Genomic DNA, 19212 nt, shown 5'->3' with positions numbered 1-19212 from the left:
AGGATGCGTCATTATCTGCTGCAACGCGCTGGCCTGGGGGTATTGGTCCTGTGGGCCGCGTTTACCCTGTCGTTTGTGCTGCTGCAGGTGCTGCCAGGCGATGCGGTCCTGATCAAATTTCAGAATCCGGATCTCGGCCTGAGTCCGCAGCAGATTGCTGAGATGCGTCAGGCCTATGGCGCGGACAGCCCGCTGTGGCAGCAATATCTGCACACGCTGGCGGCAATGCTGCACGGCGACTTCGGCTATTCGGTGCAGGCGGGCGTACCGGTCAGTGAACTGCTGACCAGCAATCTGCCTGGCACGCTGCGACTGGCTCTGTGCGGCTTTTTGCTGGCGACACTGCTGGCATTCGTGCTGGCGACACTGTCGCGGCTGCCTGCCCTGCGCGGCCTGCGTAATCTGCTGCAGTCACTGCCCGCGCTGTTTATCTCAGTGCCGACCTTCTGGCTCGGCATAGCCCTGATTCAGCTCTTCTCATTCCAGCTGCGCTGGATCCCGGTAATCAATCCCTCACCGTGGCAGGGACTGATTCTGCCCATTATTACGGTCGCCGTTCCGATCTCAGCGCCGCTGGCTCAGATTCTGTTGCGCAGCATCGATGAGGTTTCAACCCGGCCTTTTGTGGCGGTGGCGCGCGCCAAAGGGGCCAGCGAGCACTCTGTGCTGTGGCGGCACATCCTGCGCAACGCCATGCTGCCGGTGCTCACCGTGGCGGGCCTGCTGCTGGGAGAACTGATTGCCGGTGCGCTGATCACCGAAACGGTGTTTGGCCTGGGCGGTCTCGGTCAGCTGACGCAGCAGGCGGTGAACAATCAGGATGTGGCGGTGTTGCAGGCGGTGGTGATGATCTCTGCGCTGGGTTTTGTGGTGATCAACCTGCTGGTGGATCTGCTGATGCCGCTGTTTGACCCGCGCTTACAGCTGTTACGAGGTGCAACATGAGTCTGGTTGATTACGCTGCTGCGCGGCAACCCGTGGCGGCAAAGATGCGCACTTTACAGTTCTCGCCGGGCCTGTGGCTCGCCGTTTCAGTCATGCTGCTGGCCGTACTGGCAGCCCTGTTCCCGGCCCTCTTTACCCAGGCCAGCCCGATTGAAGGAATTGCGGGTGCACAGCGACTCGCTCCGCAGGCCGGACACTGGCTCGGCACCGATCAGCTCGGCCGCGATCTTTTTGCCCGCATCGTTTACGGCGCGTCCCATTCACTCTCCGCCGCCGTCATGGCGGTGGCGATCGGACTGCTGGCAGGTACCGCGCTGGGTCTGGTGGCAGGGGCTATCGGTGGCAAAACTGAATCAATTGTGATGCGCGCAGTGGATGTCCTGCTGGCGATTCCGGCGCTGCTGCTCTCTCTGAGCGTGCTGATTTTACTCGGCTTCGGCACCCTGAATGCCGCATTAGCGGTGGGCATCGCCTCCATCGCCAGCTTCGCCCGACTGGCACGCGCCGAAGTGGTACGCATCCGTCACAGCGAGTATGTCGAAGCGGCTTACGGCAGTGGCGGCCGCTTTTTCAGCGTGCTGTGGCGTCACATTCTGCCCAATGCGCTGACGCCGGTGATCGCCTATGCCGCCCTGCAATTTGGTCAGGCGATTCTGGCGCTGTCGACTCTGAGCTTCCTCGGCTACGGCACCCCACCGCCGGTGCCGGAATGGGGTCTGTTAATCGCTGAAGGGCGTAATTATCTGGCTACCGCCTGGTGGCTGACCACTTTTCCTGGTGTGGTGGTAGTCGCTGTGGTGCTTGCAGCCAACCGTATCAGCCAGCAACTTTCAGGAGGACGCCGATGAGCGCTCAGCCGTTACTCGCGGTCAACAATCTGACGCTAAGCTATCGCAGCGGCAACCGTTGGCAGCCGGTGGTACATAACGTCAGCTTCGAGCTGCAGCCCGGTGAGATGGTGGCGCTGGTCGGGGAGTCCGGCTCCGGTAAAACCACCACCGCACAGGCGATAATGGGTCTGATGGCGGAAAATGGCCGTCGCGAAGGGGGAGAGATCCTGCTCAACGGCGTGGATATCAGTCAGTGGTCGCAAAAGCGTTTCGATACGCTGCGCGGGGCGCGCATCAGTCTGGTACCGCAGGATCCCGGTAATTCCCTGAACCCGGTGAAAACGGTCGGCGAACAGGTGGAAGAGATCCTGCGACTGCACCTGAAATTACCGTCAGCGCAGCGCCAGCAGCGGGTGATTGACCTGCTGAATCGCGTCGGACTTAGCCATCCGGAACAGCGGGTTAAGCAGTATCCGCATCAGCTGTCGGGCGGCATGAAGCAGCGGGTATTGATCGCCATTGCCCTCGCCTTGCAGCCGGAGATCATTATTGCGGATGAGCCGACCAGCGCGCTGGATGTCACCGTGCAAAAGCGCATTCTCGATCTGCTGGACAACCTGCGGCAGGAATCCCGCACCGCCGTGCTGTTTGTCACCCACGACCTGGCGCTGGCGGCGCAACGCGCAGATCGTATTATCGTGTTTCGTCACGGCGAGATTCAGGAATCGGGCCGCACTGAACAGGTTATCAGCGCGCCTGCTCATCCTTATACCCGTCAGTTACTGAATGATGCGGCACCGCAGCGACCCGCCAGAGTTAAATCTGCAACCGCCCGTTTTTCTGCCCCCGCCATCCGGGCAACCGGCGTGATGAAAAGCTTTTCGCTGGGCAAACAGCAGCGTTTGCAGGCGCTGAACCAGGTCAGCTTTCAGGTTGCGCGCGGCACTACGCATGCACTGGTAGGCGAATCCGGCTCAGGCAAAACCACGCTGGCGCGCATCGTTATGGGTTTTGAAACCGCAGACAGCGGCGAGGTGACGCTGGATGGCATCGTGGTCAACGGATTACGCGGCGAGGCGCTGCGTCAGCTGCGGCGGAAGATCCAGTTTGTCTATCAGAACCCATTTGCCTCGCTCGATCCGCGTCAGACGCTATATGCAATTATTGAAGAGCCACTGCGTAATTTTGAGCGACTGAGCCGCAGTCAGCGCCGTGAGCGCGTAGAAGGGATGACCACGCGGGTGGCGCTGCCGCTCTCTCTTCTGTCACGTCATCCTCACGAACTCTCGGGCGGTCAGCGGCAGCGTGTGGCGCTTGCCCGGGCACTGATCTGCAAGCCGGAGATTCTGGTACTGGATGAGGCGACCTCGGCGCTGGATGTCACGGTGCAGGCGCAAATCCTCGACCTGTTGCAGCAGCTCCAGGCCGAACTGGGTCTGACCTATCTGTTTATCACGCACGACCTGGCGACGGTGCGGCAGATTGCCGACAGCGTCACGGTGTTAAAAGCGGGCGAAGTCGCAGAGCAAGGTGACGTTGTCACTATTTTCAGTGCGCCACAGCATCCTTATACCCGGGAATTAATGGCTGCCATTCCTCCGCTTATTCCCTTAACCCACAAGGAGTCAGCATGAGCCGACGTCTCGGATTTTTTACCCGACTGCTGGATAAGGTGCCGGCGAAACAGCGCTATCAGCTGGCCACCGAACAGATTCAGCATGCCGAACGCTGCGGATTTGATAATGCGTGGATTGCTCAGCACCATTTTCATCAGGATGAGGGTGGTCTGCCGTCGCCGCTGCTCTTCCTGGCGCATGTCGCCGCGCAGACCCGCACCATCCGGCTCGGCACCGCCATCATCACCCTGCCAATGGAAAATGCGCTGCGGGTGGCTGAAGATGCCGCAGTACTGGATCTGCTGGCAGATGGGCGGCTGGAGATCGGGCTGGGCTCCGGTGGCACGCCGGATTCGTTTTTGCCGTTTGGTCTGACCTTTACCGAGCGCGGTGCCGCTTTTGCCGACCATCTGCATACGCTGCTCAGCGCCTGGCGCGGGGATTCACTGGGGCATCCTGATAATCATCTCTATCCCGCCGCGCCGCAACTTGCCGGACGGGTGTGGATCGCCACCTTCTCGGTTGAGGGCGCGATCCGTGCCGCTCAGGGCGGCCATGGCCTGATGCTGTCCCGCACCCAGCCGCGTCCGGCGGGCCAGCCTGAGCTGCCGCTGGATGCATTGCAGAATCCGCTGATCGATGCCTATCTTGCGGCACTTCCTGCGGGAACCACTCCGCGCATCCTCGCCTCCCGTACCGCATTCGTGGCCGATTCTGACCGCTATGCCCGTCAGGTAGCTGAACCGGGAATTCGTCAGCAGGCTGCGCAGTATCGTGGCGAATTACGCGGTGAACGCTTTGATGACCTGCTGGCGCAGTTTGATGCCCATGTTGGCGGCATCGATCAGGTGCAGCACTCGCTGGCGCAGGACAGCGCACTGGCGCGCGTCACCGACATCTCATTTCAGGTGCATTCGGTTGAGCCTTCGCATGCCGACACGCTGCGCTCGATTGAACTGATTGCCCAACATCTTGCGCCCGCGCTTCGTGCCGCTGGCGAACCTCACAGGAGAATTTCATGAATCAACCTGACGATTTGATTGCCACACTGGCAGATATCGATCCCGATTCCGAACTGGCCCATGCGCGCCAGACACGTCACGCCGCCACACAACATGCTCAGGGTAGCTACACCCTGTTGTTTAGCCAGGGTGATGAAGATTTTCCGCTGGCGGAGCGCCGTCTGCTGGCCGCACAGGTTGCCGGCTGGCATGCACAACCCGGCCTGCAGGCGCACTACCAGCCACAGGAGAGTCTGGCCGGGAGTGATCGGATCAACGCGGCACAGGCTTTTGCCCATCGCCTGACCTTTGAGCCGGTTACTGCTGCACCCGCGCATCTGGAGGCTTTGAAACAGGCGGGCTGGAGCCTGCGCGGCATTGTCACACTGGCACAGCTGGTGGCGTTTGTCAGTTTTCAGAGCCGGTTGCTGGCGGGTCTGCGCAGCTTACAGGGCGATGAGGCACCGCATGAGGTTGCCCCGGTAGTCGCCGGTCACTGGCACGAGGCCTTACATACCGCCAGCGGCAAAACTGCCCTGACCGCGTTTACGCAACAGGAACTCGGCTGGGAGCCCTGGCTGCCGGCAAAACCGCTGACGGAATTCAGCGAGGAAGAGCAGGCGACACTGGCAAAATTCGGTCACACCGACTCCGACTATTTTCGCCTGCTGGCGCGCAATCTGCCGTTGCTGGAACAGCGCACCCTGACCGATAAAGGCATTTTTTATACCGCAGGAGGGCTGCCACGCGCCGAGCGCGAACTGGCTGCCACCGTGGTGAGTAAGGTCAACGGCTGCATTTACTGCGCCTCAGTCCATGCGCGTAAAGCCAGCCAGCTCTCAAAGCAGGATGAAGCGGTACAGAAGCTGCTGAATGTTGCACCCGGCGCGGTGTTATCTCACGGACACGCCGCGCGCTGGCAGGCGATCATCGCATTCTCAGCAGCACTGTCGCTGACCCCTGCCCAGCCGACACAGTCGCAGCTCTCTGCACTGCGTGAACAGGGTCTGGATACGCTCGCCCTGCTCGATCTGATTCAATCAACCGCCTTTTTTGCCTGGGCTAATCGCCTGATGCTGACGCTGGGCGAACCTTTTCTGCCGGAACAACAGGGATAATCATGACTTTGCCTTTAACCGACCAACTGGTGCAGTGGCGTCGCGAACTGCATCAGCATCCGGAACTTTCGAATCATGAATTTGCCACCACGGAACGTATTACCCGCTGGCTGGAGCAGGCCGGGATCCGGCTGTTGCCGCTGGGGCTGAAAACCGGCGTCGTGGCAGAAATCGGTCATGGCGAACCCCTGATCGCCCTGCGCGCGGATATCGATGCGTTACCGATTGAAGAAACCACCGAACGCCCGTGGCGATCACAGCAGCCGGGCGTGATGCACGCCTGTGGTCACGACGTTCACAGCGCCGTGATGCTCGGCGTGGCGTTGCAGCTGAAACAGCAGGAAGACACGCTGCAAGGCCGGGTACGGATTCTGTTTCAGCCCGCTGAAGAGACCTTTAATGGCGCACGTCAGCTGATTGATGCCGGTGCGCTGGAAGGCGTTCAGGCGATATTCGGCCTGCACAACGCGCCCGACCTGCCGCTGGGCACGCTGCGTAGTCGGGCGGGTGCGTTTTATGCCAACGTAGACCGCTTTGTTATCCGCATTGAGGGCAAAGGCGCCCATGCCGCACGACCGCAGGAGGGTATCGATTCGATTGTGATTGCCAGCCATATCGTAACGGCTCTGCAGACCCTGCCGAGCCGGGTATTCAGCTCGCTGGAAACGGTGGTGCTGAGCGTGACGCGCTTTACCGCCGGAAATACCTGGAACGTGCTGCCACAAAGCGTTGAGCTGGAGGGCACCGTGCGCACCCACAACGGCGAAATTCGGGCGCAGATCCCGCACCGAATGCGATCCCTGATTCAGGGTATTGCCGCCGGGTTTGGTGCGACCGCCGAACTGGAGTGGACTGAAGGACCGCCGGCCCTGATTAACACGCCAGGCTGGGTGGATGTTGCTCTGGACGTTGCCCAACAGAGTGGCTATCTCGCGGAGCACGCTGAGTCGCCGCAGATGGGCGGAGAAGATTTTGCCTTCTATCTGCAGCAGGTTCCGGGGGCGTTTGTCAGCATCGGCAGTGCCAGCGAGTTTGGTCTGCATCACGCCGCCTTCGATCCTGATGAAGCGTTAATTGGCCCGGCGGTGGACTACTTCACGCAGCTGGTGCCACGCGCGTTGCAGATTGTGGCGGCGCAATGACGAAAAAAAGGAGTGCTGCTATGTCAGTTCAGGTTCCACAACCGATTCTTGATCATGCTGTGATTAACGTGGCCGACCAGCTCGACAGCGCCAGCGCGCGCTTCCGAAGGCTCGGCTTTCAGCTCACTGAACGGGGTCATCACTCGCTGGGATCGAGTAATCACCTGGCTATTTTTGGTGAGAACTACCTGGAACTGCTGGGCTATGAGACGGGCAAAGGGAGCCAGCGCGCCGATCTCTGGCAGTCGCCGCTGGGATTGAGCGGTCTGGTGTGGAAAAGCAGCGATGCAGAGAGTGAGTTTCAGCATCTGCAACGGCAGGATCTGGATGGCGATCCGCCAGCGGCTTTTCATCGACCGGTCACCCTGCCCGACGGTTCGGTGAGTGAAGCGCACTTTAGGACCGTACGGATTCGCCCTTCGCTGGTACCCAATGGCCGCAGCTTTTTTTGCCAGCATCTGACGCCCGAAGCGGTATGGCAGCCGGCATGGCAGCGTCACCCCAACGGCGTGCGTAATATCAGTGAGTTTGTGATTGTCGCTCAGGATCCGGCGCTTTCAGCGCAGGTCTATAGCCGCCTGTTTGGGGCCGCTAAGGTGCTCGCCTGTCCCGAAGGCGCCTTTGTCCTGCGCGCGGGTGCCGCCACGGTTCGTTTTGCTTCGGCAGACTATGCGCAGCAGCGATTTGGCCCGCTGCCGGAAGACTATGATGGCAGCGCCCGGATGGTCGCGCTGGGTTTTGAGACGGAAGATCTCGACCTGGTGAAACGCGCGCTGGTGAAGGGTGAAATTGCCTTTCAGGAGCAGCCCGAGGCGATTGTGGTGGAGTCGGCAGAAGGTTTTAACCTGGCACTGCGTTTTACCTGAGTACAGATTCAGGAGGGGATGAAAAACGCCTCAAGTGAGGCGTTTCTTCAGAGCACGGACCGATAAAATATAAAGACTTATCGAATCTTAATAGTCCATCGCAGCACGCTTAAATCAGAAAAACAGAGATGGCGACAGGCCAAACCGGGCGCATAATGCCCGGATATGCGACACAGTCAACTGACGTTCGCCGCTGAGGATTCGGCTAACCAGCGATTTTTTACCGATCTCATTTTCGAAGTCGCTCAGGCTAAGATTGTGTTGCTCAATAAGCACGCGCAGAATGCCGGGGCCTGTGCTGATTTCATTTTGACGTGCATTAAATTCGGCCAGCTCCGGATCTTTATCTTCATAGTGAGCAATGCGCGCGCAAAGCAGGTCAACCAGCGGATTATCCGGCTCATGTTCAATCAGATATTCGACCAGTTCCAGTGCTTCTTCATAATCCTCGCGCTGGCTGCTGCCAGCCAGCAGCGGTACCGCTTCAGCGAGCTTATTTGACAGCCTGATAGCTTCAGTATTCATTCGGTAACCTCCCGATATTTCGCGGACAACTGTTGATCGCTCTGCACATGCTGTGAAGCCTTTCAGCCGATCGTTTCAGCAGACAAAGGCCATAAAATTAAACTCTCCGATCTTAATATAAAAAAACGCCTCAACTGAGGCGTTTTTCACAGGCTTTACAACGACACAAATCAGAAAGTGTAGCTGGCGGTCACTGAGAAATTACGCGGTTCGCCGTAGACTACGGAGCTGGCCACGTTAGTGTCATACTCTTTGTCGAAGAGGTTATTGAGGTTGCCCTGCAGCGACAGATTTTTGTTCACCTGATAACGGGCGAAGAGATCAACCAGCGCATAGCTGCCCTGACGGGCACGCCAGGTGCCATTGCCTTCCGGGCCACCGACATCATTCCAGATATGTGTCTGCCAGTTCACGCCGCCACCCAGCGTCAGCTGCTGCAGCGTCGGCAGGCGGTAGCTGCTGAACAGGTTAAAGCTAGTCTGCGGCAGTTGCGGGTTAAAGGTGCTGCCATCGCGGTTTTCCGCAATGTAGCGCGTGCCGCCCAGGGTCATCTGCCAGTTGTCGGTTAATGCGCCGTTGACTTCAAACTCCACGCCACGACTCACCACGCCTTTACGGCCAATGTACGCGACATCACCTGACCCCTGAACCGTCTGAGTGGTTGCTTCACCGACATTATTCAGCTCGGTGCGGAACACCGAAATCGAGGTGGTGAAGCGACTATCCATCCAGTCAGATTTCAGGCCTGCCTCGTAGTTTTTGCCGATAACGGGCGACAGGAAAGCGCCGCTGGCATCGCGATAGTCCTGTGGCTGGAACACCGAGGTATAGCTGGCGTAAGCCGACCAGTTTTCAGCGAAGTCATAAATCAATCCGCCGTAAGGGGTGGTGTTATTTTCTTCCATTTCACCGCCTGGCGTTTCACGGTTCCAGTTAGTGTAACGAGCACCGATAATCAGGTGCAGCGGATCGGCGAGCGACAGACGGGTCGCCATATAAGTCGATTTCTGGCGAACCAGTTGGGTATCGCTTGCTGGCAGACGCGGCGTCCAGGCCGATTCCGGATACTGACCGTTAAACTCGTTGTAGTTGCCCAGCGACTCCGATGAGATATTCTCAAAGGTACTGAAGTACTTGTTATCCTGGCGGGTGTAATTGACGCCGACCATCAGCTCATGCTGACGACCCAGCAATTCATAAGGACCGCTGGCGAAGGCATCAACGGCATCCACTTTACGTTTACCGGTGTTGTAACCGGTCCCGCCTACCACCGGATAGTTGGCATACGAAGAGACGCCCGCCCCGGTGTTACGATCGAAATAGCCATCAAGATAGATCTGCTTACTGTCGAGGCGCATCTCGTTGTGCGCGCCGTTCAGCGTGATGTTCCAGCCGTTATCGAAGTCCTGTTTCAGGTTCACAAAGACTTTACGGTTCTCTTTATCGTTGTAGGCCCAGTCAGGTGCGGTGTTGTAGCCGCGTCGGGTATGTATCTGCGTGCCGTCTGTGTACCAGCGCGGCGCGCCACCCCACATGGTGGAATCCGTATTGACCTGGCTGAATTCATAGCCGACCGAAAGCGTGGCAGAGTCGGTCAGGTCAGCGTCAACCACGCCATAGATGAACTGTTTTTTGGCGCCATAGCGCTCTATGAAGCTGTTGTTATCCTGCCATCCCGCGATCAGCCGGCCACGAACATTGCCTGAGTCACTGAGCGGAGCCGAGAGATCGGCCACATAACGCTGCTTATTCCAGCTGCCGTAACTGGCGGAGACGGTGCCGCCGAACTCTTTGCTGTCGGCGTGTTTGCGCACCATATTGATGGCAGCTGATGGATTGCCCGGTCCGGTTAACAGACCGGTCGCTCCGCGCACCACTTCAACGCGCTCATAGAGCGCCATATCGGTCTGCGCATCACCCAGGTTCCAGCGAGCGGCAAAGGCAGTAGGGATACCATCGACCATGTAGTTGTCGATCATAAAGCCGCGCGCATAGTAGTTGGTGCGATCCATATCACCACTGATACCGCGAATACCGGTGGTATTTGCGAGCACATCATTCAGTGACTGGAGTTGCTGATCGGCCATACGCTGCTTACTGACAATGCTGACTGACTGCGGGACATCACGTACGGTGCCCAGCATTTTAGTGCCCGCACGGGTAACCGGTACGCTGTAATCAGTGGCGGGCGAAGCGGCTACGGCATCATCGGCTGACGCGCTGACCGTCATAGTCTGGTTATCGCTGGCAGCGGGTGCGCCGGTCTCTGCGGCATGAGCAGCGTTATGCGCCAGCGACGAGGCGACGATGACAGCCAGCAAGGAGAAGCGGAATGGACGTTGCAGAACAGAAGTGTCCGTCGCCCTGGGGTGTTGAAGATCGAAAGCGTTCATTAATTCCTCAATTATCTTTATGTTTTTATGCTGCCACTGTCACGACCATGCTTCCTGCGGACATCGCTGCCCTGCTTATGGTTTGAGGAACCAGAAACCTTTCCCTGAGCGCCTGCGCGCGGGTGTGATGAACTTCTAAAACAAATGAGAAATATACGCATTGCGATTATCATTGCAAGATTTTGTTAGCAAACAATACGAATTTTTTCAGGGAATTGTCTGCACGTGAAAGGCGGCTGCAAGGTGATAATGGCAGGGAGGCGTTTATGGGGTCAGCGCACCTGCTGACTTGTCAGAGAAACAGGGCTGCTGCATCACTTTTGATAAAGATAAAATCCTGTAATGGCCGTTCATTGAACTATAGTTGTCACTCCTGATGCCACAATATCCGTCTTAAATCTTTTATCACCTTATTTAACACCAGATATTGCAGGAATTCGTACGTGCGCAAAATTTCAATGCTTAAAGCGCTGATAACGACCACCGTTTTCAGTGTTTTTTCAGCCCACTCCGCCACACTTGTGGAGACCGTGAGTGCGGGCTGGGATAATTTCAGTGATAAAGTCGCCACAACCTGGCAGCAGCCTGAAGGTTACGACTTTTATCTGCCCGCGATTACCTGGCACAACCGTGCCACTTACGATCGTGAACACATCAATAAATATAATGAAAGACCCTGGGGCGCGGGCGGAGGTATCTCCCGCTACGATGAAAAAGGGAACTGGAACGGCATCTACTTAATGGCGTTTAAGGACTCCTTTAATAAATGGGAACCCTTTGGTGGCTATGGCTGGGTGGCAACCTGGCGTCCGCTGGCCGACCAGAATTTTCACTGGGGTGTGGGTTACACGGCGGGCTTTACCGCACGGCACAACTGGGATTATATTCCGGTGCCAGCGATACTGCCGCTGGCCTCTGTCGGCTATGGCGATCTCGATTTCCAGATGACCTATATTCCCGGCACCCATAACAACGGCAACGTCTATTTTGCCTGGCTGCGCTACCACTTCTGACAGTTGCCGATATAAGCGTTAGCGTGACATTGCCATGAGCGAGAGATCGTCCAGCGTGAGGGTTTCGCCATCATAGCGATGACGCAGCAGATGGTAGCTTTCGCATTCAATAATCTGCTCAACCGCGTCCGAAAAGATAGTCATGGCGCTGCGCATCTGGCTCAGATAGTCATGGGTGTCATAGACCCGATCGATTCCTTCCAGCGCATGGTTCATAATTTTTCGGGCGACGTCATTAGGCGTGTCGAGCGCTGAGAGTTTTGAACGCGCAGTCCTGCGCAGATCGCGCGGGGTAAACGCCTCAAGTCCCAGCCCACGGGGAGCGCGGATCATCCGGCGAAGTGCCTGATTCAACGCGCCTTTTGACAGCGGCTGTTGCGGATCGCGTGGCGCGGGCACCAGCCAGGGTGAGGCCGGATCGGCGGCGCGCAGCAGTGCTTCGATGCACTGACGCATCAGCGGTGAAATGGGCAGCACATGCTCCCGCTGCGATTTATTGCGCGTACCCTGCATCCACAATCCTAATTGCAGATCGAACTCCGCTTTCTGCGCCTGCACAATTTCATCCGGCCGCCGGGCGCTGACCAGGCATAAACGCAGCGCCCAGCGCGCCTGTTCCGAGAGTGCCCAGTTATCCAGCCCGTGCCAGAACACCCAGATTTCTGCATCGGTAAGTTGCCGACTGCGCGGCGGCGTAGCGCGACCCGCGACATCACGCTTTTTCATTGAAGCGATGGGTGAATGATCGAGATAGCCCTGCATCTCGGCCCAGGCAAGAAATTGTTTGGTCAGCGCGAACACCCGCCGCGCCTCCTCTTTTTTACCGTCGGCGATCAGAATGTTATAGAGCCGGTTAAGGCGTAAGCGGTTCAGCGTTTTGAGTGGCTGCGAACCGATGTTCGGCAGGACATGTTTCAGCAATGAGGAGATGGCGATCTCAGGACGACGCCGACTGATCAGCAGCGAGAGTTTTACCCAGACCTTCATCACCTGCTCCACCGTGCCTTCATCGCCAAAATTATCCAGCTCGCTAAGTGAAGCCTTTTTAACCTGCTCCAGCCAGAGCAATACATGGCGGCCTACGTGGGCTGAACGCGCAGGGATCTGTGTCAGATCTGGGGTCACATTTATACCTGTTAGACATGAAGAGCGGGCCATTCTATCCATTGTTTATCTATGACTCCAGACCTAATAAGTCTGGAGTCATAAAGACGCGTTCTGATGAAATCTGAGGAAGTTTTCGGGTGATGACCAACAAGTAAAACTAACGTCACTTATCCCTTCTGGTCACGGTCATGGCGAATAAATAGCCCATTGTTATGGAATGTAAAGGTGGCTTACCGCGATATACAATGATAACTATTATCATTATCATACGCATTTGCTTACATACCTTAATACTTCAGGGAGATTTTCTAAGTGAATGTAACCATGCGTGTCCATAAGCGCCCTGTTGCGCTACTGCTGGCCGGTTTATTGAGTACCTCTGCTAACGGCGCTAATCAGGAAGAGACAGAAAAGCTGGCTGATGATGAGACGATGCTGGTCACTGCTGAACAGGAGCTGAAACAGCAGCCTGGCGTTTCGGTGATCACCTCGCAGGACATTGAGAAAAACCCGCCGGTCAACGACCTTTCCGACATTATCCGTAAAATGCCAGGCGTTAACCTTACCGGCAACAGCGCCAACGGCGTACGCGGTAACAATCGTCAGATCGATATTCGCGGCATGGGGCCGGAAAATACGCTGATTCTGATTGATGGTGTGCCGACCACCTCGCGCAATTCGGTTCGTTATAGCTGGCGTGGCGAGCGCGATTCCCGCGGTGACTCAAACTGGGTACCACCAGAGATGGTTGAACGGATTGAAGTGATTCGTGGACCGGCGGCAGCGCGTTACGGTTCCGGCGCGGCTGGTGGCGTGGTTAATATCATTACCAAACGCCCGACCAATGACTGGAGCGGATCGCTGTCGCTCTACACTAACCAGCCGGAAGATGATAAAGAAGGCGCAACCCGCCGCGCTAACTTTAACCTGAGTGGTCCGCTGGCGGGCGATGCTCTGACCATGCGGCTCTATGGCAACATCAACAAAACCGACAGCGATGCTTTCGACATTAACCAGTCGCACAATGGCTCCGGCGCCGCCGGTCGCGAAGGCGTTCGCAATAAAGACATCAACAGTGTGCTGTCGTGGAAGATTACGCCATTACAGGTGCTGGATTTCAGTTACGGATACAGCCGTCAGGGCAACATTTACACCGGGGATACCCAGTACAGCAACGGTGCCGGTAATGCCTTGATCGAATCTCTCGATGGTTCGGAAACCAACCGTCTGTATCGTCAGACCTGGGGCCTTGCGCATAATGGCATCTGGGACTGGGGACAATCTAAGCTCACCTTTAACTATGAAAAAACCAATAACACCCGCCTGAATGAAGGCACGGCGGGTGCGGGTGAAGGCCGGATCAACAGCAACACGTTCTCAACCAGTCGCTTTGAAAGTTACCGGGCCGGAGGTGAAGTCAGCTTCCCGCTGGAACTGCTGCGTGAGCAGACCGTTACGCTGGGAGCCGAGTGGAACCGTGATGAGCTGAACGATCCAAATTCAATGAACGGCACCAGTGCGCCTGGCGTATCCATCGACGGTGTCAGTGGTGATGCGGGCAGCCGCAACAGTAAAAACAGCGCAACGCTGAGCTCACTCTATTTTGAAGATAATATTGCTGCGACCGATAGCACTGAAGTGATCCCCGGTCTGCGTTTTGATTATCACGACACCTTTGGTGCGAACTGGAGTCCGTCGCTCAATATTTCTCAGGCTCTGGGAGAAAGTTTTACCCTGAAAGCGGGTATCGCCCGTGCGTTTAAAGCCCCTAACCTTTATCAGTCCAGCGAAGGCTATTTACTGGCGACGCGGGGAAATGGCTGTCCGATCAACGTTACCCGTGGCAGTTGTTATCTGCTGGGTAATGAAAATCTCGATCCTGAAGTCAGCGTAAATAAAGAGCTGGGTATCGAGTTCAGTCAGGATGGCTATATTGCGGGTATCACCTGGTTCCGCAATGACTATAAAAACAAAATCGTCTCCGGGACGGAAGTATTGGGTTACGCCTCAAATGGCAACAATATCCTGCAATGGAGTAACGGCGGCAAAGCGGTAGTCGAAGGTCTGGAAGGCAATTTCACTATCCCGCTGGTCAGTGACGAGCTGGAGTGGCGGACTAACGCAACTTATATGATCGAGTCGAAGGATAAAAAGACCGGCAATCCGCTGTCGATTATTCCTGAATACACGATCAATACAATGCTGGACTGGCAGGTGACGCAGGATTTCTCCACTAATCTGAACTGGACGATGTATGGCCGTCAGAAACCACGCCAGTATGCGGAATCCCGCACAGAAAACAATTCAATGTCGAATCGCGAAGTTGGTGCTTATTCAGTATTTGGGGTCAATTTTAATTATGACATCACCAAAAATCTGCGTGCCAATGCCGGGATTAATAACCTGCTGGATAAACAGCTATATCGCGAGGCTGATGGCGCATCGACCTATAACGAACCGGGACGCGCTTATTATGCCGGGCTGACAATGTCCTTCTGATCTGCAGCAGCGCTTCCCGATGGAAGCGCTGTTTTTTCGTCTTCGTCGAAAAACCTCCTGTTTACACTCCCCCCGATTTATCTTCTCAGTGCTAATCTCTGGCTGCCGCTTAACGAGCCGGAAAGTATCTGGCTCACGGGTATGGCATTAAATACTTACATTCCCTCTGGAAAGCGTAACGACAGGTAACTAATGTCGTGATTCCTGTATCCCGGCCAGCGAAACACCCCAGAGTGCGGCTATGCTCTGTCGGGTTCAACCTGCAACTATAACTAACTATCAGGATATTAAGTGATGAAAAAATTATCAGTTATCGTTATTGCTACCGGACTGTTTTTGTCGGTGAATTTACAGGCTAATGCCCAGGGCTGTCTTAAGGGAGCCGCAGTAGGCGGCGTCGCAGGTCATGTTGCTCATCATGGTGTGGCCGGTGCCGCAGCGGGCTGCGCAGTCGGTCATCATATGGCGAAGAAAAAACAGAAAGAGGCTGAGCAAAATCAGCAGTCTCAAAAATAAGCTGAGGTTGTAGCACCGATGTAAATCAGCCGATTACCGGGCAATGATGATGTCCGGTGATCGCTGAGTGATGAGCATCCTGAGTCTGTTGACTCACAAAAGTACGGTGAATTAAGGGCAGCCGGTTATGCTAATTATATTTATTTGAATCAGATGTCTTTAAAGGTGCAATGATTTAGGTGAGTGACCAGAAATTTGAATAAGGCACGCCTATTTTTAATTCAGACAGTGGAAAACGTCTTTTGAAAAAACGTCCTTTATCGACCCAGCCGCATAATGCCATGCCATCTGAATATTCAATTACCACCATTATTCTTCTTCTTTTTCTTCGCCGAACAATGGTGCCCACTTCAATCATGCGGATGCCTTAACCGCACTATTGCCGGTTACGTCATGGGTGTCTGAAAGTATCGTTCTGACCATGAAGTCATTACTTTTTCTCAGATCTCCAATCTCTGGCTGGAGTTTTCCATATATCCGCATACCTTCCATCATCATGAAAATGCTTTGAGCCATGACTCGCGCATCTTCATCCTGGCGAAATACCCGCTGATCCTGGCCTCTTTTTAAGATATTCTCTAACTCGTTAATTAAACGGTTAAATTTAAAGGAAACTTTGCCTTTAACCTCTTCGTCTCCGGGTAAAAGCTCGCTGGCTGCCGCAATAGTAAAGCACCCTTTCTCTCCGGCAGGAGCAGATGATAACTGAGCCACAAATTCGAGCGTTTCTCGCAATGCAGCTTCTGGCGACAATTCTGCATTTCGTTTCACTGTCCTTGAAATGCCTTCATCCATGTATCGCTGCAAAGCAGCCAGGTAGATAGCGCGCTTATCGGGATAAAGTTTATAGATGCTGGCACTTGCCAGACCCGATGCTTTCATAAGATCAGCCATAGATGTTGCCTGATATCCCTTCTGCCAGAAGCATTCGAGTGCGGTGTTGAGGAACGCCTCTGGATCGAATTCTCTGGGTCTGCCTGCTGATGCTTTCATAAGGTTCTCCTGTGCTGACGATTTATTGTAGATCGATCAATCTACAATTAAAAGGCTTTATCTAAACCTTGTGTTAAAAGTCATGCTTTTTGCCTGGTAAAATTTAATGCTGAGTCAGTGGACAGGCACAGGTGAGTCATTGGCCGCCTTCTGGCGGCGGCAGGCAAATACTTATAATGGGATTACAGTCTGGACCTGATGCTGAAAAACGTAGGGATCTGATAGCAACTCATATTGTTCATCATCCGGATAGGTAACGGCAATCTGATACTGGTCGCCTGCAAAGGCTTTGATGGCTTCTAAATCTTCCCAGTACGTCGCAAGGAAGAAATGCTCCCATTCGCCCTGCGTTTCTCTGCGTACATAGGCTCCCAGATTCCCTGGCGTCGCTTCTGAATGTTCAACACCAGTCTCCTGCAAGTGAGTTGCAAAGCCTTCAGCGTGCCTGGCCGGTACGCATCCGTGCCATGTTCTTACAATCATGTTGCTATCCTCATGTTGTTGAAGAGTTTAACCATAACATGACAATGCAGGAACAACGATTCGTTCTCTGGGAGTGTAAGAAGGAATATTAATAAATTACTTATCGGCTAGTTGACCATAAACAGAGCGTCGGGCATACAAACAATCGCCCATTTTGACCATCATAAAGCTCATGCTTTTTGTCTTAAGAAAGACCGACGTGATAACCTTCGAACATACGATAATTTCGCCTGACGTTTGGTTTACCATGAGAACTAACCGGTTCAGGGAACTGCCGCTTATCAGCGCCAAATACTTAAGACTCAGGGAGAGAGCTGCCAATGAATACCTATTCAACCCGCCGTTTCGCGCTGTTAATTACCGGAGTGCTTGGCTGCTTATTTACTTTTTTTGTGTGGCGCAATGAAATTGACCGTAATACCTTTCTGACTCAACCTGTGCTCGACGCATTATGGTGTGCCGTCCTGCCGCTGGGACTGGCTCTTTTTTTTATTATTAAAAAATGGGGTAAAGGTGAGGCTGTCAACGGCATAATGAATAACATCAAACTTTTCGCAGGGTCCGTTCTGCTGATGGCCTTTTTTAGCTATATGCTGCTGACCACGGTTATCTGGCTTCTTCCGGGCACCCTCAGCAAGTATACCGCTTATAGCGAGTTTTCGGGCGGCGGGCGTCACGACTGTTCGGGTGTTGAGGTTAACGACCCGGACCTGCAAAGACGGATAAAGGTCTGTGAACCCGTGGGCAATTATTTTGCCGGCGGAACGGTTCACGTGACTAAACGAAGCAATGCGGCAGGCATGAGCATTGTTAACGCTAAAATCAAAGAGTAAACGTCATTACGCAGCTCGGGGCCTGAGTACCTTCAGGCCCACACATAAACAGCATGATTTCTTTATACAACAGCCGTCATTCTTTTGTTAAAACTCAGAACTCGATATCTTCCAGGCTGAAGATTTCAGTCTGATCATTGTAGGAAAAAATTATGCCAGAATCACAATCACCATCGTGAGCAATACCCAGCCTATGGCGTGAATATCTTTATGCATGATAGCCTGAGCCAGATAGCCGCCTACGCCGGGCAGCGTATAAGCGTTATTGCCCACGGTGATCGCTTCGGAGGCCACGAAAAAGAACCAGCCACCAGACATTGACATCATCATGTTCCAGATCAGCCCCGGAACGGCAAAAGGCACCTCCAGTTTCCAGAAACATTGCCATGCTGTCAGATGGAAACTGCGAGAAACCTCCACCAAATCCGCAGATACGGTGCGTAACGATTGATAGAAGCTAAAGGTCATGTTCCATGCCTGGCTGGTGAACAATGCGAAGATCGCCGCCAGCTCTATGCCCAGTACCTGTCCAGGAAACAGCGCAATAAAGAACGTCACGGTAAAAGAGATTTAGCCTAGCACCGGAACGGATTGCAGAATATCGAGTGTGTATGAGTAAATCCCTCAAACTTTTTTTTATACCCGCGCCATGAATTTATAAAAATTATAGGCTGATGTCAGCTGATGTATCTTTATTGCAACGGCTGAATACTGTGATGACTGAATCAATTCACTTAAACCAGGGATACTCGTTTGTGTTAAAACAATGTTTCAAGGCAACCAGGCCTGAAACATGACGGAGCAGAAATGAGAACGCAGAAGCGATGTATGGGATATGTGGCCATCGTGGTTGATGACTATGATCGGGCAATTGAGTATTACACCGAAAAGCTGGGTTTTACCCTTGTTGAGGATACACCGCAGCCAGGTAAACGCTGGGTTGTAGTTACACCTGACCCTGAAAGCGACTGCAATCTTCTTCTGGCTCGCGCTTCAGATGACAGACAGGAAGGTTTTATTGGCAATCAGTGCGGCGGAAGAGTATTCCTTTTTCTGCAGACGGATGACTTCTGGCGAGACTACAAAGCCATGAAATCGAAAGGCGTTACATTCTCCCAGGAGCCTCATGAAGAGGAGTACGGAACCGTGGTGGTATTTGAAGATCTGTACGGCAACCGCTGGGACCTTTATCAGAACAGGCAGAATTAAAAACCAAAGCCAGTTGTGTATCAGGCATCCAGATGAACAATCAAAGCACGAACCCTGCCGGGATATTTCAGATTCAGCGGGGAGTTTTTTGCAGCATCCCCTGAGCACTCTGCTATCAGTTAA

Annotated in this window: 18 protein-coding genes and 1 pseudogene; 12 read left to right on the top strand and 7 right to left on the bottom strand. The window is 54.5% G+C overall.

Going from position 1 to position 19212, the window contains the following annotated elements; genetic code table 11:
- The first annotated feature begins 3 nt into the window (after window positions 1-3).
- From ACX8ZY_RS20320 to ACX8ZY_RS20290, 7 genes are read left to right on the top strand one after another with little or no spacing between them, the layout of a single operon-like run.
- The gene (locus tag ACX8ZY_RS20320) at window positions 4-945 is read left to right on the top strand and encodes an ABC transporter permease (protein ID WP_052270707.1); all 942 of its coding nucleotides are present in this window, start codon (window positions 4-6) and stop codon (window positions 943-945) included.
- The gene (locus ACX8ZY_RS20315) at window positions 942-1793 is read left to right on the top strand and encodes an ABC transporter permease (protein ID WP_158149878.1); all 852 of its coding nucleotides are present in this window, start codon (window positions 942-944) and stop codon (window positions 1791-1793) included. The genes ACX8ZY_RS20320 and ACX8ZY_RS20315 overlap by 4 nt, the downstream gene beginning before the upstream one ends.
- Window positions 1790-3409, top strand: coding sequence for a dipeptide ABC transporter ATP-binding protein (locus ACX8ZY_RS20310; protein ID WP_060679216.1), 1620 nt, complete (start codon window positions 1790-1792; stop codon window positions 3407-3409). The genes ACX8ZY_RS20315 and ACX8ZY_RS20310 overlap by 4 nt, the downstream gene beginning before the upstream one ends.
- Window positions 3406-4413, top strand: coding sequence for a putative FMN-dependent luciferase-like monooxygenase (locus ACX8ZY_RS20305; RefSeq protein ID WP_033773391.1), 1008 nt, complete (start codon window positions 3406-3408; stop codon window positions 4411-4413). Before ACX8ZY_RS20310 ends, ACX8ZY_RS20305 begins: the two co-directional genes overlap by 4 nt.
- The gene (locus tag ACX8ZY_RS20300; protein ID WP_425021034.1) at window positions 4410-5510 is read left to right on the top strand and encodes an alkylhydroperoxidase domain protein; all 1101 of its coding nucleotides are present in this window, start codon (window positions 4410-4412) and stop codon (window positions 5508-5510) included. Before ACX8ZY_RS20305 ends, ACX8ZY_RS20300 begins: the two co-directional genes overlap by 4 nt.
- A gap of 2 nt (window positions 5511-5512) precedes the next feature.
- The gene (locus tag ACX8ZY_RS20295) at window positions 5513-6652 is read left to right on the top strand and encodes an amidohydrolase (protein WP_022624362.1); all 1140 of its coding nucleotides are present in this window, start codon (window positions 5513-5515) and stop codon (window positions 6650-6652) included.
- Between the two features lie 20 nt (window positions 6653-6672).
- Complete coding sequence (locus ACX8ZY_RS20290) at window positions 6673-7518, top strand: VOC family protein (protein ID WP_425021035.1); 846 nt, start codon at window positions 6673-6675, stop codon at window positions 7516-7518.
- A gap of 114 nt (window positions 7519-7632) precedes the next feature.
- Here the strand turns inward: ACX8ZY_RS20290 and ACX8ZY_RS20285 are convergent, their stop codons facing one another.
- Together ACX8ZY_RS20285 and fhuE are read right to left on the bottom strand one after the other, a co-directional pair.
- Window positions 7633-8043, bottom strand: a complete 411-nt coding sequence (locus ACX8ZY_RS20285; protein ID WP_022624363.1) for a helix-turn-helix domain-containing protein — start codon at window positions 8041-8043, stop codon at window positions 7633-7635.
- Between the two features lie 170 nt (window positions 8044-8213).
- On the bottom strand, window positions 8214-10436 hold the full coding sequence (gene fhuE, locus ACX8ZY_RS20280) for a ferric-rhodotorulic acid/ferric-coprogen receptor FhuE (RefSeq protein ID WP_163799874.1): 2223 nt from the start codon (window positions 10434-10436) through the stop codon (window positions 8214-8216).
- Window positions 10437-10879: 443 nt separating this feature from the next.
- Here fhuE and pagP point away from each other — a divergent pair, with 443 nt between their 5' ends.
- A complete protein-coding gene (gene pagP, locus ACX8ZY_RS20275) occupies window positions 10880-11449 on the top strand; it encodes a lipid IV(A) palmitoyltransferase PagP (RefSeq protein ID WP_421665489.1) in 570 nt (189 codons plus the stop codon).
- Window positions 11450-11467: 18 nt separating this feature from the next.
- On the opposite strand, the gene ACX8ZY_RS20270 is transcribed toward pagP, so the two are convergent.
- Window positions 11468-12574: a tyrosine-type recombinase/integrase gene (locus ACX8ZY_RS20270; protein ID WP_061902157.1), complete on the bottom strand. Its 1107-nt coding sequence runs from the start codon at window positions 12572-12574 to the stop codon at window positions 11468-11470.
- Between the two features lie 306 nt (window positions 12575-12880).
- On the opposite strand from ACX8ZY_RS20270, the gene ACX8ZY_RS20265 reads away from it, so the two are divergent.
- Together ACX8ZY_RS20265 and ACX8ZY_RS20260 are read left to right on the top strand one after the other, a co-directional pair.
- Window positions 12881-15055: a TonB-dependent siderophore receptor gene (locus ACX8ZY_RS20265; RefSeq protein ID WP_187496395.1), complete on the top strand. Its 2175-nt coding sequence runs from the start codon at window positions 12881-12883 to the stop codon at window positions 15053-15055.
- 294 nt (window positions 15056-15349) lie between these two features.
- Window positions 15350-15571: a hypothetical protein gene (locus ACX8ZY_RS20260; protein WP_010247042.1), complete on the top strand. Its 222-nt coding sequence runs from the start codon at window positions 15350-15352 to the stop codon at window positions 15569-15571.
- A 175-nt stretch (window positions 15572-15746) separates the two neighbouring features.
- On the opposite strand, the gene ACX8ZY_RS20255 is transcribed toward ACX8ZY_RS20260, so the two are convergent.
- The 3 genes from ACX8ZY_RS20255 to ACX8ZY_RS20245 all read right to left on the bottom strand — a co-directional run bounded on the left by ACX8ZY_RS20255 (window position 15747) and on the right by ACX8ZY_RS20245 (window position 17047).
- Window positions 15747-15929, bottom strand: coding sequence for a hypothetical protein (locus ACX8ZY_RS20255; protein WP_033768919.1), 183 nt, complete (start codon window positions 15927-15929; stop codon window positions 15747-15749).
- The gene (locus ACX8ZY_RS20250; protein ID WP_191919220.1) at window positions 15926-16564 is read right to left on the bottom strand and encodes a TetR/AcrR family transcriptional regulator; all 639 of its coding nucleotides are present in this window, start codon (window positions 16562-16564) and stop codon (window positions 15926-15928) included. The genes ACX8ZY_RS20255 and ACX8ZY_RS20250 overlap by 4 nt, the downstream gene beginning before the upstream one ends.
- 171 nt (window positions 16565-16735) lie before the next feature.
- Window positions 16736-17047, bottom strand: a complete 312-nt coding sequence (locus ACX8ZY_RS20245) for an antibiotic biosynthesis monooxygenase (RefSeq protein ID WP_346456999.1) — start codon at window positions 17045-17047, stop codon at window positions 16736-16738.
- Between the two features lie 320 nt (window positions 17048-17367).
- Between ACX8ZY_RS20245 and ACX8ZY_RS20240 the strand changes: the two genes are divergently transcribed.
- On the top strand, window positions 17368-17880 hold the full coding sequence (locus ACX8ZY_RS20240; protein ID WP_421665488.1) for an uS7 family ribosomal protein: 513 nt from the start codon (window positions 17368-17370) through the stop codon (window positions 17878-17880).
- A gap of 153 nt (window positions 17881-18033) precedes the next feature.
- On the opposite strand, the pseudogene ACX8ZY_RS20235 reads toward ACX8ZY_RS20240, so the two are convergent.
- Window positions 18034-18486, bottom strand: a pseudogene (locus tag ACX8ZY_RS20235) (ABC transporter permease subunit); the annotation flags it as partial.
- A 201-nt stretch (window positions 18487-18687) separates the two neighbouring features.
- Between ACX8ZY_RS20235 and ACX8ZY_RS20230 the strand changes: the two are divergent.
- Window positions 18688-19089, top strand: coding sequence for a VOC family protein (locus tag ACX8ZY_RS20230; protein ID WP_256843866.1), 402 nt, complete (start codon window positions 18688-18690; stop codon window positions 19087-19089).
- Window positions 19090-19212: the final 123 nt, after the last annotated feature.

Source organism: Pantoea sp. XAF26B01_ASV70, assembly GCF_054512635.1.
The sequence above is the reverse complement of the archived record's forward strand: the minus strand, read 5'-3'. Positions and strand labels throughout refer to the sequence as shown.

Excerpts from the sequence above, each read along its gene's own strand:
- ACX8ZY_RS20285 (WP_022624363.1), bottom strand. The coding sequence starts at position 8,043 with ATGAATACTGAAGCTATCAGGCTGTCAAATAAGCTCGCTGAAGCGGTA.
- fhuE (WP_163799874.1), bottom strand. The coding sequence starts at position 10,436 with ATGAACGCTTTCGATCTTCAACACCCCAGGGCGACGGACACTTCTGTT.
- ACX8ZY_RS20245 (WP_346456999.1), bottom strand. The coding sequence starts at position 17,047 with ATGATTGTAAGAACATGGCACGGATGCGTACCGGCCAGGCACGCTGAA.
- ACX8ZY_RS20290 (WP_425021035.1), top strand. The coding sequence starts at position 6,673 with ATGTCAGTTCAGGTTCCACAACCGATTCTTGATCATGCTGTGATTAAC.
- ACX8ZY_RS20250 (WP_191919220.1), bottom strand. The coding sequence starts at position 16,564 with ATGAAAGCATCAGCAGGCAGACCCAGAGAATTCGATCCAGAGGCGTTC.
- ACX8ZY_RS20240 (WP_421665488.1), top strand. The coding sequence starts at position 17,368 with ATGAATACCTATTCAACCCGCCGTTTCGCGCTGTTAATTACCGGAGTG.
- ACX8ZY_RS20305 (WP_033773391.1), top strand. The coding sequence starts at position 3,406 with ATGAGCCGACGTCTCGGATTTTTTACCCGACTGCTGGATAAGGTGCCG.
- ACX8ZY_RS20255 (WP_033768919.1), bottom strand. The coding sequence starts at position 15,929 with ATGATTGAAGTGGGCACCATTGTTCGGCGAAGAAAAAGAAGAAGAATA.
- ACX8ZY_RS20300 (WP_425021034.1), top strand. The coding sequence starts at position 4,410 with ATGAATCAACCTGACGATTTGATTGCCACACTGGCAGATATCGATCCC.
- ACX8ZY_RS20310 (WP_060679216.1), top strand. The coding sequence starts at position 1,790 with ATGAGCGCTCAGCCGTTACTCGCGGTCAACAATCTGACGCTAAGCTAT.
- ACX8ZY_RS20295 (WP_022624362.1), top strand. The coding sequence starts at position 5,513 with ATGACTTTGCCTTTAACCGACCAACTGGTGCAGTGGCGTCGCGAACTG.
- ACX8ZY_RS20265 (WP_187496395.1), top strand. The coding sequence starts at position 12,881 with ATGCGTGTCCATAAGCGCCCTGTTGCGCTACTGCTGGCCGGTTTATTG.
- ACX8ZY_RS20230 (WP_256843866.1), top strand. The coding sequence starts at position 18,688 with ATGAGAACGCAGAAGCGATGTATGGGATATGTGGCCATCGTGGTTGAT.
- ACX8ZY_RS20315 (WP_158149878.1), top strand. The coding sequence starts at position 942 with ATGAGTCTGGTTGATTACGCTGCTGCGCGGCAACCCGTGGCGGCAAAG.
- ACX8ZY_RS20320 (WP_052270707.1), top strand. The coding sequence starts at position 4 with ATGCGTCATTATCTGCTGCAACGCGCTGGCCTGGGGGTATTGGTCCTG.
- ACX8ZY_RS20260 (WP_010247042.1), top strand. The coding sequence starts at position 15,350 with ATGAAAAAATTATCAGTTATCGTTATTGCTACCGGACTGTTTTTGTCG.